Below are 12,751 nucleotides of genomic sequence, written 5' to 3' on the forward strand. Positions count from 1 at the left end.
ATCCATCCTTCAGGTAATCGTTAGGTAGTGCTTTTGTAGGCCCGGCAGACAACGCGCCGCCGGGCAAGACTGCTAAAACTAGACGTCCAGCAGCAGACGCGTTGGATCTTCCAGCAGCTCTTTAATGGCAACCAGGAAGCCCACGGACTCGCGGCCGTCGATCAGACGGTGATCGTAAGAGAGAGCCAGATACATCATTGGCAGGATCTCCACTTTGCCGTCTACCGCCATTGGACGATCTTTAATGGCATGCATACCCAGGATCGCGCTCTGCGGCGGGTTGATGATCGGGGTAGACATCAGTGAACCGAAAACGCCGCCGTTGGTAATGGTGAAGTTACCGCCGGTCAGATCGTCTACGGTCAGCTTGCCGTCGCGACCTTTTACAGCCAGCTCTTTAATCTTTTTCTCGATGTCAGCCATACCCAGAGTATCGACATCACGCAGAACAGGGGTAACCAGACCACGTGGCGTAGAGACTGCCATGCTGACGTCGAAGTAGTTGTGGTAAACCACGTCATCGCCATCGATAGAGGCGTTAACTTCCGGGTAGCGTTTCAGCGCTTCAACAACCGCTTTCACGTAGAAGGACATAAAGCCCAGACGGATACCGTGACGTTTTTCAAACGCGTCACCGTACTGCTTACGCAGGTCCATGATTGGCTTCATATTCACTTCGTTGAAGGTGGTCAGCATCGCGGTGGAGTTTTTCGCTTCCAGCAGACGCTCAGCCACACGCTTACGCAGGCGAGTCATCGGCACGCGTTTTTCGCTACGGGCACCCAGCGCAGGCTGTGCTGACGGCGCCGCTGCCGCTGCTGGCGCTTTAGCTTCTGCCTGAGCAGGGGCTTTCGCCAGATGCTTCTCGATATCTTCACGGGTCAGACGACCACCGACACCGGTGCCTTTAATGGCAGCCGCATCCAGGTTGTGCTCGGCCAGCAGGCGACGGATCGCCGGGCTGAGCGCGTCGTTAGTCTGCTCTTCCAGAGAGGCCTGCTGACGCTGGGCTGGGGTAGACGCTTTTTCGTCAGACTTCGCGCTGGACTCTTTGCCCGCGCTGTTGCCTTCACGCAGGCGACCCAGGATCTGACGGGAGGTTACGGTTGTCCCTTCGTCTTCCAGGACTGCATCCAGAATGCCATCCGCTGAAGCCGGTACTTCCAGTACCACTTTGTCAGTTTCGATTTCTACCAGCACTTCATCGCGCTTAACGCTATCGCCCGGTTTTTTGTGCCAGGTGGCGACGGTCGCATCTGCTACGGACTCAGGCAGGTCGGGAACAAGAATATCTACGCTACTCATTATGTATCCTTTAATTAATCGACGTTCAGCGCGTCATTGACCAGATCTTGTTGCTGCTTCTGGTGAACGGACATATACCCTACCGCCGGAGAGGCGGAGGCCGGGCGACCTGCATAACGCAGGGCAGACCCAAATGGAATGACTTCACGGAAATGATGCTGACTGCAGTACCAGGCGCCCTGGTTGAGCGGCTCTTCCTGGCACCAGACAAAATCATGCACGTGAGCATACGGTTTCAACGCTTCCTGCACCGCCTGGTGCGGGAATGGATAAAGCTGTTCGATACGTACGATGGCGACATCTTTCTGGTCGTTCTTACGGCGCTGTTCCAGCAGGTCGTAATAAACCTTACCAGAACACATCACAACACGCTTAACGGCCTGCGGATCCAGTTCATCAACCTCACCGATGGCAGGCAGGAAGGTGCCGTTCGCCAGTTCGTCCAGGCTGGACACCGCCAGCGGGTGGCGCAGCAGGGATTTTGGCGACATGACCACCAGCGGACGGCGCATACCGCGCAGCGCCTGACGACGCAGCATGTGGTAGACCTGAGCCGGAGTGGACGGCACGCACACCTGCATGTTCTGCTCAGCGCAGAGCTGCAGATAACGTTCCAGACGGGCGGAGGAGTGCTCCGGACCCTGACCTTCGTAACCGTGTGGCAGCAGCATCACCAGGCCACACATACGGCCCCATTTCTGCTCGCCGGACGAGATGAACTGGTCGATAACGACCTGGGCGCCGTTGGCGAAGTCACCGAACTGCGCTTCCCAGATAGTCAGGGTGCGCGGTTCCGCGGTGGCGTAGCCGTATTCGAATGCCAGTACCGCTTCTTCAGACAGGACGGAGTCCCATACCTTGAACTGACCCTGACCGTTATGGACATGCTGCAGCGGAGTATAGGTTGAACCGTTAGTCTGGTTGTGAACTACCGCGTGACGGTGGAAGAAGGTGCCACGGCCCGCATCTTCACCGGACAGACGAACAGGAATGCCTTCATCAACCAGCGTTGCGTAAGCCAGTGTTTCCGCCCCGCCCCAGTCGAACAGCTTCTCGCCCGCTGCCATTGATTGACGGTCAGCATAAATTTTCGCTACGCGAGACTGCATCTCGATAGCGTCTGGTACGGTGCTGATACGTTTAGCCAGCTCCTGCAGGCGCTTCATCTCTACCTTGTTCGGGTAGCTCTCATCCCACTCGTGGTTGAGGTACGGCGACCAGGTAAAGGAGTGCATGTTCATCGGGCGCAGCTCTTTCACTACGCATTCACCCGCATCCAGCGCGTCGCGGTAGAGGTTGACCATTTCGGTCGCATCTTCCAGCGTCGTCACGTTGTCGCCTTCCAGCTTGTCAGCATAGATTTTGCGTGGCGTCGGGTGTTTTTTGATTTTCTGATACATCAGCGGCTGCGTTGCACTTGGCTCGTCAGCTTCGTTGTGGCCATGACGGCGGTAGCAGAACAGGTCGATGAACACATCGCGTTTGAAGGTGTTACGGTAGTCCAGCGCCAGACGGGTAACGAACGCCACGGCTTCCGGGTCATCCGCGTTAACGTGGAAGATCGGCGCCTGAACCATCTTACCGATGTCGGTGCAGTACGGGGTAGAACGCGCATCCAGTGGGTTAGAGGTCGTGAAGCCCACCTGGTTGTTGATAACAATGCGAACGGTACCGCCCACTTCGTAACCACGCGCCTTGGACATGTTCAGCGTTTCCTGAACCACGCCCTGCCCTGTGACCGCCGCGTCACCGTGAATGGTGATTGGCAGGACTTTGTTGCTGCTCGGCTCGTCCAGACGATCCAGACGCGCACGCACAGAACCGATAACCACCGGGCTCACGATTTCCAGGTGTGACGGGTTAAACGCCAGCGCCAGGTGAACCAGACCGCCTTCGGTTTCGATATCAGACGAGAAGCCCATGTGGTACTTCACGTCACCGGTGCCGAGGTGTTCTTTATGTTTGCCCGCGAATTCGTCGAACAGGTCCTGCGGTTTTTTACCCAGCACGTTGACCAGTACGTTCAGACGACCGCGGTGCGCCATACCCAGCACCACTTCACGGGTACCGCTTTTGCCCGCGTGACGAATCAGCTCTTTCAGCATAGGTACCAGCGCGTCGCCGCCTTCCAGCGAGAAGCGTTTCGCACCCGGGAATTTCGCGCCCAGATAGCGCTCAAGGCCTTCTGCTGCGGTCAGTTCGCTGAGGAAGCGTTTTTTCTCTTCAGCAGAGAAATTCGCGTGGCCCGCCACAGATTCGATGCGCTGCTGGATCCAGCGTTTCTCTTCTGTAGAGGTGATGTGCATATATTCCGCGCCGATGGAGCCGCAGTAGGTTTGCTTGAGCGCGTCAATCAGCTCGCCCAACTTCATCGTGTCTTTGCCGATGGCAAAGGAACCTACGTTAAAGCTTTCCTGGAAATCGGCCTCGGTCAGATCGTGATACGCCGGATCGAGATCCGCCACACGATCTTGTTTCCACAGTCCCAGCGGATCGAGATTCGCATGCTGGTGACCACGGAAGCGATAAGCGTTGATAAGCTGCAGGACTTTAACCTGCTTCGCATTGGTGTCAGGGTCGGAAATCGCAGAAGAGTAACGTGAGGCATCCTTCGCCAGACGACGGAAATAATCACGTGTTTTGGAATGGAATTGATCCGGTTTGACTCCAGTGCCAGGTAACTGCTGGAACATGGAACGCCAGTTTGCGTCCACTGAGTCAGGATCGGTTAAGAAGTCTTCATAGAGCTGTTCTATCCAGCTCTGGTTTGAACCAGAGAGGTAAGAAGAGTCCAGCCAGGCTTTCATTGCGCCGTTCTGCATCGTGATCCCTTAAGCATTTTTATGCTTACTTTCGCCGTAGAAACTACCACGTACAACACGTACGTGCCGGGGTTCACCTGCGAGCTCTTATGTTGTCTTGGGCTCGCGAAGGAACCTTTAAAAACTGTCTGCACCTCGGGGCAGTTTTTAGAGGTTTCCTACATTTTATCCCCTCTCCTGTCAGGAGAGGGTCAGGGTGAGGGGAACAACGCTCCCCTCCTGTTACTTATGCACTGCGCTGCAGCAGCATCGACTTAATATGGCCGATGGCGCGCGTCGGGTTCAGTCCCTTAGGACATACACTGACGCAGTTCATGATGCTATGGCAGCGGAATACGCTGAAAGCATCACTCAGTCCTTCCAGACGACTGTCGGTTTCGGTGTCGCGGCTATCGATCAGGAAGCGATAGGCAGCCAGCAGACCGGCCGGGCCGATAAACTTGTCCGGGTTCCACCAGAACGACGGGCAAGAGGTCGAGCAACATGCACAGAGAATACACTCGTACAAACCGTCGAGTTTTTCACGCTGCTCAGGAGACTGTAAGTGCTCACGAGCCGGTGGATTTTGCCCATTATTCAATAAGTAAGGCTTAATCTTCTCATATTGTGCATAGAATTGCCCCATGTCTACCACCAAATCACGAACGACTGGCAGACCTGGCAAAGGACGGATAACAATTTTCTGACCCGCGCGCTGCAACGCTGAAATTGGCGTGATGCAGGCCAGACCATTTTTACCGTTCATGTTCACACCGTCAGAGCCACAAACGCCTTCACGGCATGAGCGACGGAACGACAGTGTCGGATCTTTTTCTTTCAGCTGGATTAAGGCATCCAGCAGCATCATGTCACGGCCTTCTTCCGCTTCCAGGGTGTAATCCTGCATACGCGGAGCATCATCTACATCCGGGTTATAACGATAAACTGAGAATTCGAGTTTCATTATCCTGTCTCCGCATTAGTAAGTACGAATCTTCGGCGGGAACGCCGGACGCAGTTTCGGTTCCATATTGACGCTACGACGCGTCATGGATTCCGACTCTGGCAGATACAGGGAATGGCACAGCCAGTTTTCATCGTCACGATCCGGGAAGTCGAAGCGGCTATGCGCGCCACGGCTCTCGGTACGGAAGTTTGCCGACATCGCGGTAGCGAACGCCGTTTCCATCAGGTTATCCAGCTCCAGACACTCAACGCGCTGGGTATTGAACTCGCTGGACGTGTCGTCCAGACGGGCATTTTTCAGACGCTCGCGGATCGCTTTCAGCTGCTCAAGACCTTTGGCCATCGCATCCCCTTCACGGAATACCGAGAAGTTGTGCTGCATACATTCCTGCAGCGCTTTGCGGATTTCCACCGGATCTTCACCATTACGGTTGCCGTTCCAGCGGTTCAGACGCTCAAGCGAGGCATCAATTTCATCGTCGGTGGCATCACGCAGCGCACCCTGCTCGGCAATAGACTCTTGCAGATGCAGACCTACCGCACGACCAAATACCACCAGGTCAAGCAGGGAGTTCCCGCCCAGACGGTTTGCACCGTGTACGGATACGCAGGCAATTTCACCGACGGCAAACAGGCCCGGGATAACAACGTCTTCACCCTGCTCGTTCACGGTCAGCGCCTGGCCGGTCACTTTGGTCGGAATACCGCCCATCATGTAGTGACAGGTTGGGATTACCGGGATAGGCTCTTTCACTGGATCGACGTGCGCGAAGGTACGAGACAGCTCCAGAATGCCTGGCAGACGTGATTCCAGAACCTCTTTACCCAGATGGTCGAGTTTCAGCTTCGCGTGTGGACCCCATGGGCCGTCACAGCCGCGGCCTTCACGGATTTCGATCATGATGGAACGCGCCACCACGTCACGACCCGCCAGGTCTTTCGCATTCGGGGCATAACGCTCCATGAAGCGCTCGCCGTGTTTGTTCAGCAGGTAACCCCCTTCACCACGGCAGCCTTCTGTTACCAGCACGCCGGCACCGGCGATGCCGGTTGGGTGGAACTGCCACATTTCCATATCCTGCACCGGTACGCCGGCGCGGATAGCCATACCTACGCCGTCACCGGTGTTGATGTGGGCGTTGGTGGTAGATTGATAAATACGGCCTGCACCGCCGGTCGCCAGCACGGTAGCACGCGCTTTGAAGTAGACCACTTCACCGGTTTCAATACACAGCGCGGTACAACCTACAACGGCGCCATCGGCGTTTTTCACCAGATCCAGCGCATACCACTCGGAGAAAATAGTCGTGTGGTTTTTCAGGTTCTGTTGATACAGCGTGTGCAGCAGTGCGTGACCGGTACGGTCAGCCGCAGCTGCAGTACGTGCCGCCTGCTCGCCGCCGAAGTTTTTCGACTGGCCGCCAAACGGACGCTGATAAATGGTGCCATTTTCCAGACGGGAGAACGGCAGCCCCATGTGATCCAGCTCCAGAATCGCTTCCGGGCCAGTCTTACACATATATTCGATAGCATCCTGGTCGCCGATGTAGTCGGAACCTTTGACCGTGTCATACATGTGCCATTCCCAGTTATCTTCATGGGAATTGCCCAGCGCAACGGTAATACCGCCCTGCGCGGAGACAGTGTGGGAACGGGTCGGGAAGACTTTAGAGAGCAGCGCACAGGTCTGGCCGCTCTGGGAAATTTGCAGTGCTGCACGCATACCTGCGCCACCAGCACCAATCACAACAGCATCAAATTCTCTGACTGGCAGTTTCATTACACACCCCACACCACAACGAATCCATAAATAACGTAAACCACCAGTGCAACGACAATGACCAGCTGCAGAGGAAGGCGAATCGCCAGTGGTTTAACGTAATCGGTCAACACCTGCCACATACCAATCCAGGCATGGATAAGGATGGAGAACAGAGCCAGCAGGGTGAACACTTTGGTGAAGGCAGATCCGAAGAACCCACTCCAGATTTCCCACGTCAGCGTGCCGCTGGTCGCGAAGAAACCAATCATATAGATGATATAAAGGGTGAGAACGATGGCGGTAGCACGGACCAGAATGAAGTCATGTACGCCGTTGCGTCCTAATGCGGAGGCGTTGCTTACCATACGAGAACTCCTGCGAGAAGTGAAAGCACGACAGTCAATACAAATGAAATATTAGCGGAGCGTTTACCGGCTTCGAAAGTCTCTTCCAGGTAGCCAAAGTCCATCAGCATATGACGAATGCCCACAACAACGTGGTACGCCAGCGCAGTCAGAATGCCCCACATGATAAATTTCACGAAGAAGCTGTTCATGATGGCAGAGGCCTGGAGGAATCCTTCAGGAGAAGAGAGGCTGGTACCCAGTAACCACAGCAGAATGCCGACCGCCACAAACGTAATCACACCAGAAACGCGGTGCAGAATGGACGCTATTGCTGTTACAGGGAACCGGATCGTTTTGAGATCCAGATTGACAGGTCTTTGTTTTTTCACATTTCTTATCATGAATAACGCCCACATGCTGTTCTTATTGTTTCCTTCCTCCGGACTGCGATGCGGGTCAGACAGCGTTCCTTTTCTATAACTGCGCGTCATGCAAAACATTGCTTCCAAATGCTAAAACGACACGTTACAACGCTGGGTGGCTCGGGATTGCAGGGTGTTCCGGAGACCTGGCGGCAGTATAGGCCGTTCACAAAATCATTACAATTAACCTACATACAGTTTGTCGGGTTTTCTCTGGAACAGTGATCAGGGTCACGATAACAACATCTTTTTAATTTTTAATCATCTGATTTGACAAATGTTAAACAATATTGTTACAAACGTCATCAGAAAAGGCATATAATGCGCAAAAGTTATGAGGTCTCACTTTCACCTGACAAATAGTTATGTAACAGTGTGATGGTATTGACCGAAGTTATCAGGACAGTTATTAGTGATATACAGGTTTGAATAATTCGGACTGCGAAGACACTGATTTGCTGTTGTTTCACTGATTTTTCATGTTTTTACCTGCAAGGCGCCATAGCTCTGTACCCTGGTTTCTCCTCGTGAGCTGAGCGGTAAGCCAAATAACAAACTGGTAACGGTGAGAAATCAGCAGAATGCAAATCCGGTAATTGGCAGTCTTAAGCAATAAGGCGCTAAGGAGACCGTAAATGGCTGATACAAAGGCAACGCTCACCCTAAATGGTGACACTGCTGTTGAACTGGATGTGCTAAAAGGCACGCTCGGTCAGGATGTTATTGATATCCGTACGCTGGGTTCTAAAGGTGTATTCACCTTCGACCCTGGATTTACCTCTACCGCATCTTGCGAATCCAAAATCACCTTCATTGATGGTGACGAAGGTATCCTGCTCCATCGCGGCTTCCCCATCGATCAGTTAGCCACCGAATCCAACTATCTGGAAGTGTGCTACATCCTGCTGAACGGCGAAAAACCGACGCAGGCACAATACGATGAATTCAAAACCACCGTGACCCGTCACACCATGATTCATGAGCAGATTACCCGTCTGTTCCATGCTTTCCGTCGTGATTCTCACCCAATGGCGGTGATGTGCGGTATTACCGGTGCGCTGGCAGCGTTCTACCACGACTCGCTGGACGTGAATAATCCACGTCACCGCGATATCGCGGCGTTCCGCCTGCTGTCCAAAATGCCGACAATGGCAGCGATGTGTTACAAATACTCCATCGGCCAGCCGTTTGTTTATCCACGTAACGACCTCTCCTACGCCGGTAATTTCCTGCGCATGATGTTCTCCACGCCGTGTGAAGAGTACGAAGTGAACCCGGTACTGGAACGTGCGATGGACCGTATTCTGATCCTGCACGCCGACCACGAACAGAACGCCTCCACCTCCACCGTCCGTACCGCAGGCTCCTCAGGCGCGAACCCGTTCGCCTGTATCGCTGCGGGTATCGCCTCCCTGTGGGGACCGGCGCACGGCGGCGCGAACGAAGCGGCACTGAAGATGCTGGAAGAGATCAGCTCCGTTGAGCACATTCCTGAATTCGTGCGTCGCGCGAAAGACAAGAATGACTCCTTCCGTCTGATGGGCTTCGGTCACCGTGTGTACAAAAACTACGACCCACGCGCTACCGTTATGCGTGAAACATGCCACGAAGTGCTGAAAGAGCTGGGTACAAAAGACGATCTGCTGGAAGTGGCGATGGAGCTTGAGCACATCGCGCTGAACGACCCGTACTTCATCGAGAAGAAACTCTACCCGAACGTCGATTTCTACTCTGGCATTATTCTGAAAGCGATGGGCATTCCGTCTTCCATGTTCACCGTGATCTTCGCCATGGCACGTACCGTTGGCTGGATTGCGCACTGGAACGAAATGCACAGCGAAGGCATGAAAATCGCCCGTCCTCGTCAGCTGTATACTGGCTACGAGCAGCGTGATTTTAAGTCTGACATCAAACGCTGATGTTAACGGGGTGTGGCCTGATGTCCTCACCCCATCTCTCTCTTACTCCGAGAGAGTGAAGACATTAAAAACGGTAACCCCCTGGGTTACCGTTTTCATTTTACTTCTGGCAGTGCGGACACCAGTAAAACGGTCTCGACGACAGCGTGGTTTTCGCAATTAACCCGCCGCATCGTTCACACGCCTTCCCTTCACGATGAAACACCTTAAAGCGGAACAATGCCCCATGGTGCTTGTTGTCATCCACCACGCCACGCGTGTTGTACGACAGGCGCGGGATATCCAGCAGTGCGTGGGATAACGCCTCCAGCTGTTCATCACTGAGTTGCGATGCCTTATGCTGCGCCGCCAGGCCCACCTCCCAGAGGATCTCCACCCGCAGGTAATTTCCTAATCCAGCCAGAAACGCCTGATCGAGCAACAGTCCGGAAAACTGTCGGTTACGAAACCGAGGTGACACCAGACGGGCTTTCACATCGCACGGGGTCAGGCTCATATCCAGCACATCCGGCCCGACGCGCTGCAGGAACGGGTGAGTGAGCAGCTGCTCTGGCGTTAACATTTCGATATCAGATGCGCTGTAGAGCAGAATCGCGTTGTCTGCCGTCTGTAGCCTGACGCGCAGCACGCGGGTAGTTTGCGGCTGCTCGTTTGCCTTCACCACGCGCCAAACGCCGTACAGCTGATTATGGCTATATAACGTCAGGTTATGGGAGAAATGCGTGAGCAGCGCTTTGCCGCGCGTTTCAATGTGCGTCACCGTCTGCCCCACCAGCTGGGCTTCAAACGGTTTCAGTTGAGGAAAAGCAAACCAGACATCCGTCAGCGGTTTGCCTTTTATCGCCGCCTCGAGGCTATCCGCTGCACGGCGGATCTCCGGGCCTTCAGGCATTTTTCTGTCCTTATCGTTATGTCATGCACTCACGAGAATACCCTGCTCCGCAAAGGCCGCCCGTAAGCGGCGTGCAAACTGCAGCGCGTGCTCACCATCGCCGTGTAAACACACCGTATCCGCCTGGACTCTGGCCGTTGAACCATCAATTGCCTTTACCGACCCCTCACATACCATCGCCAGCGTTTGCGCCAGCGCCTGTGATTCATCGGTAATAAGCGCACCGGGCAGTGAACGGGGAACCAGGCTGCCGTCCGGCTGGTACCCTCTGTCAGCAAAAACTTCCTGACGGGTGGTTAACCCCAGCCGCTGTCCCGCACGAATAAGCTCGCTCCCCGCCAGCCCCACCAGGATGAGCTGCGGGTTGCAGTCCCGCACCGCACGGGCAATGGCATCCGCGAGGGCCGGATCTTTGGCCGCCTGATTGTAGAGCATGCCGTGGGGTTTCACATGGCGCAGCACGCCCTGCTGGGAACGCACAATCGCCTCCAGCGCGCCCGTTTGATAGAGCGTCTGGGCATACACCGTCTCAGGAGGGAGATCCATTGCCGTGCGGCCAAAATTATCCCTGTCAGGAAAACTGGGATGTGCCCCTATCGCCACGCCGTGCTTAATCGCATTACGCACGCTGACCAGCATGGTTTGCGCGTCACCCGCGTGAAACCCGCAGGCAATATTGACCGAAGAGACCAGCGTCATCAGTTCAGCATCAGCACTTCCGCCCTCACCCAGATCGGCGTTTAAATCAATCTTTGCCATCGAGCCTCCATGCCAGTTGTTCCAGATAACGCTGCTGATCCTGGCGTGCCTTCAGCGCCTCCTCCAGCGAACATTGCACAAAATGAATCGGCTGTCCGAGAGGAATTTGCGCCAGATGGTAGCGATCCGCTTCAATGATGCAGGCAATACGGGGGTATCCCCCCGTGGTTTGCGCATCGTTCATCAGCACGATCGGCTGACCGTTACCCGGTACCTGAATGACGCCAGGCAATAAACCGTGTGAGAGCAATTCCCGATCTGTCGTACGGGTCAATGGCTGCCCCTGCAGGCGGTATCCCATACGGTTACTTTGCGGGCTGATCTTCCACGGCGAACGCCAGAACGTCTCCTGAGCGACTTCATCGAACTCCTGATATTCCGGCCCCGGTAAGGCACGGATCTGGTTGGTCCATAACAGCTGTTTTACCCCCTGGGCCGTCGAGAAGTGGCGCGTTGAGGGTTTAACCGCCAGACGATCGCCGTCACGCAGCAGGCGCCCTTCATGACCGCCAATGCCGGCTTTCTGATCGGTACTGGATGAACCCAGCACCTCTGGCACATCAATTCCTCCCGCAACCGCAAGATAGCTTCGCACGCCGTGCACAGGACGTTTGAGGGTCAGACGCTGCCCGGCTTTCGCCCGCAGCCGCCAGCCTGTCCAGACCGCTTTGCCATCCAGCTCGGCGTCACAAGCGGCCCCGGTTAAGGCAAACCAGGTCTCCTCGCCGAATTCAATCACACACTGGCCAAGCGTAATTTCGAGTGCCGCCGTGCTGCCAGGGTTGCCCACCAGCACGTTAGCAATCTCCAGCGCAGGCCTGTCCAGCGCCCCACAGTAGCTCACGCCCGACTGACGCATGCCAAAGCGGCCGGCATCCTGTACGGACGTGTAAAGCCCGGCGCGAATCAGCGTTAACATACCCCCTCCTTCTGCGGGATAAAGCGCAGGGTATCGCCGGGACGAAGGAGTATGGGAACCTCCTGCCCTGGTTCAAATAACGGCCTGGACGTATGCCCGATAAGCTGCCAGCCCCCCGGTGACGTCAGAGGATAAATGCCGGTCTGTTCACCACCGATAGCCACCGTGCCCGCCGGCACGCTCAGGCGGGGTTCGGCGCGACGCGGCGTATGCAACTGCGGTGAGAGCCCCCCCAGATAGGGGAAGCCCGGCTGGAAACCTAAGAACCAGACCACGTAATCAACGCAGGCGTGCAATTCAACCACCTGCTTTTCCGTTAATCCGCAGTGTTCCGCCACCACGCCAAGATCGGGTCCATGCTCGCCGCCATACACCACCGGGATCTCAATTGTCCGGGAATCCGGCTCCAGCGCCTCGCTCTCTTCCCACCAGCGCTGCAAACGTTCAATAGCATCCAGCGCCAGCGTATGCGGATTACGCAGCACCACGGTGATGTTATTCATACCCGGAATCGCTTCAACCACTTCAGGCACATCGGCCAGGCGCTGCGTTAGCCGCCAGATACGCTTTTGCGTGGCAAGGGTCACTGGCGGTTCCAGCTCCAGAACCACTGCCGTTTCCCCCAGAAGATAACAACGCGCTCGCTGCACTCAGATACC

11 protein-coding genes are annotated in these 12,751 nt (G+C 55.3%); 1 reads left to right on the plus strand and 10 read right to left on the minus strand.

Annotated elements, in window-relative coordinates; translation table 11 throughout:
* Positions 1-78: 78 nt before the first annotated feature.
* The 6 genes from odhB to sdhC form a co-directional block, all read right to left on the minus strand.
* Positions 79-1,305 carry a 2-oxoglutarate dehydrogenase complex dihydrolipoyllysine-residue succinyltransferase gene (odhB, locus tag BJ887_RS15625; protein ID WP_121340089.1) on the minus strand — a complete coding sequence of 409 codons (1,227 nt, stop codon included), beginning with the start codon at positions 1,303-1,305 and terminating at the stop codon, positions 79-81.
* A gap of 14 nt (positions 1,306-1,319) precedes the next feature.
* Complete coding sequence (gene sucA, locus BJ887_RS15630; protein ID WP_014169171.1) at positions 1,320-4,127, minus strand: 2-oxoglutarate dehydrogenase E1 component; 2,808 nt, start codon at positions 4,125-4,127, stop codon at positions 1,320-1,322.
* Positions 4,128-4,353: 226 nt separating this feature from the next.
* Complete coding sequence (sdhB, locus tag BJ887_RS15635; RefSeq protein ID WP_014169170.1) at positions 4,354-5,070, minus strand: succinate dehydrogenase iron-sulfur subunit SdhB; 717 nt, start codon at positions 5,068-5,070, stop codon at positions 4,354-4,356.
* Positions 5,071-5,085: 15 nt separating this feature from the next.
* Positions 5,086-6,852, minus strand: a complete 1,767-nt coding sequence (gene sdhA, locus BJ887_RS15640) for a succinate dehydrogenase flavoprotein subunit (RefSeq protein WP_014883036.1) — start codon at positions 6,850-6,852, stop codon at positions 5,086-5,088.
* The gene (gene sdhD / locus BJ887_RS15645) at positions 6,852-7,199 is read right to left on the minus strand and encodes a succinate dehydrogenase membrane anchor subunit (protein WP_010428702.1); all 348 of its coding nucleotides are present in this window, start codon (positions 7,197-7,199) and stop codon (positions 6,852-6,854) included. Before sdhD ends, sdhA begins: the two co-directional genes overlap by 1 nt.
* Complete coding sequence (sdhC, locus tag BJ887_RS15650; RefSeq protein WP_025204654.1) at positions 7,193-7,597, minus strand: succinate dehydrogenase cytochrome b556 subunit; 405 nt, start codon at positions 7,595-7,597, stop codon at positions 7,193-7,195. The genes sdhD and sdhC overlap by 7 nt, the downstream gene beginning before the upstream one ends.
* A gap of 641 nt (positions 7,598-8,238) precedes the next feature.
* Between sdhC and BJ887_RS15655 the strand changes: the two genes are divergently transcribed.
* Positions 8,239-9,522 (plus strand): citrate synthase, encoded by a 1,284-nt coding sequence (locus BJ887_RS15655; protein ID WP_014169167.1) that lies wholly within the window; start codon positions 8,239-8,241, stop codon positions 9,520-9,522.
* Positions 9,523-9,622: 100 nt separating this feature from the next.
* On the opposite strand, the gene nei is transcribed toward BJ887_RS15655, so the two are convergent.
* Genes nei through pxpB form a run of 4 tightly spaced genes read right to left on the minus strand, consistent with a single transcriptional unit; the run spans position 9,623 to position 12,742 of the window.
* Positions 9,623-10,414 (minus strand): endonuclease VIII, encoded by a 792-nt coding sequence (nei, locus tag BJ887_RS15660; RefSeq protein ID WP_047357111.1) that lies wholly within the window; start codon positions 10,412-10,414, stop codon positions 9,623-9,625.
* A 21-nt stretch (positions 10,415-10,435) separates the two neighbouring features.
* Entirely contained in the window at positions 10,436-11,173 is a 738-nt protein-coding gene (gene pxpA / locus BJ887_RS15665) for a 5-oxoprolinase subunit PxpA (RefSeq protein ID WP_020884969.1), read from the minus strand.
* Positions 11,160-12,092, minus strand: coding sequence for a 5-oxoprolinase subunit PxpC (gene pxpC, locus BJ887_RS15670; protein ID WP_032677695.1), 933 nt, complete (start codon positions 12,090-12,092; stop codon positions 11,160-11,162). The genes pxpA and pxpC overlap by 14 nt, the downstream gene beginning before the upstream one ends.
* Positions 12,086-12,742: a 5-oxoprolinase subunit PxpB gene (pxpB, locus tag BJ887_RS15675; protein WP_014169163.1), complete on the minus strand. Its 657-nt coding sequence runs from the start codon at positions 12,740-12,742 to the stop codon at positions 12,086-12,088. The genes pxpC and pxpB overlap by 7 nt, the downstream gene beginning before the upstream one ends.
* Positions 12,743-12,751 lie beyond the last annotated feature (9 nt).

Source organism: Enterobacter sp. WPR_3_1, assembly GCF_003635055.1.
GTDB classification, from domain to species: domain Bacteria; phylum Pseudomonadota; class Gammaproteobacteria; order Enterobacterales; family Enterobacteriaceae; genus Enterobacter; species Enterobacter ludwigii.